General features: G+C 46.7%; 1 protein-coding gene. It reads right to left on the reverse strand.

Features of this window, described 5'->3' with window-relative positions; all coding sequences use genetic code 11:
- Positions 1 to 261 precede the first annotated feature (261 nt).
- Positions 262 to 934 (reverse strand): hypothetical protein (locus BCT81_RS27725; RefSeq protein WP_102426532.1); only part of this gene is annotated, 673 nt, incomplete at its 5' end.

The raw sequence follows: 934 nt of genomic DNA on the forward strand, positions 1-934 counted from the left end.
GTAAAAAGGTAAAAAGGTTAAAAGGCACAAGTCGGCCTGCTCTAGAGGCTGAAGAAACGGGTGCATTGCACAGTGAACGAATACAAACTGCGTAAATGGAATATAACGGCGAGAACAAGCCTGCCATCCCACACTAGATTGATATCTACAGCTGATTGCATCAAAACGGTTGATTAACAGTCACTGAAGGCAAGCAGCTATTTGCCCTCAGTGCTCGCAACCTTAAATGCATGACTAACTGAATGAGTCATATCGAGATGGTTAGCGGTCAAACTGCTGGCAATTGACCATACTTTTTCTTCTGTCTTGGTCACTGCCCGCCATCGTAAATTGGAATTGAAGGTGACTGATGGTGATTTCAGGGTTTGCCTCGGGATAAGGCAAAGCCAAGTTGCTGTCTGTCGTTTGATATATCACTAGCCCAAAACTAGGGGGAATCGGTTGCTTGGTCAGCGTAATCGGTATCGGGTTATTGCCATCGTATGAGAAATTGACAACCAGCGTTTCGGGGAGCTTTTTGTCTTGAAACTTTGGAGTCGATGGGCTGAAGTTGACTGGTGGCTCACTTGCCAATTCAGTAATTTCCGTCACGCCCGGCAAAAAATCGAACGCCAGCGTTGGAAAGCTCAATCGATAGCGCCTGCTTCCAGACGGATTTGAAACAATATTGCTAAACGCAACTTGCATATGATCGACGGTTTGCGCTTCATAGCAAATCCCTTTGGTACCATCTGGTGGGTACTTAAGTGCCACGGGTAATGGTTCACTTTCAAAAGTGCGCGTTGCTTCTGGGTAGCCCTTGTCAACTTCGCCGCTGTATGTCACGGTCAGAGGTTTAAAGCCCACGCCTTTATTAAACACCTTATCAATGTCCGATGGGTTGATGGTCAGGGTTGGCGAATTCGCAAAGCACTCTCCCTTGTCATTACACCAC

Source organism: Vibrio sp. 10N.261.52.A1 (assembly GCF_002876325.1).
Lineage (GTDB): Bacteria > Pseudomonadota > Gammaproteobacteria > Enterobacterales > Vibrionaceae > Vibrio > Vibrio chagasii.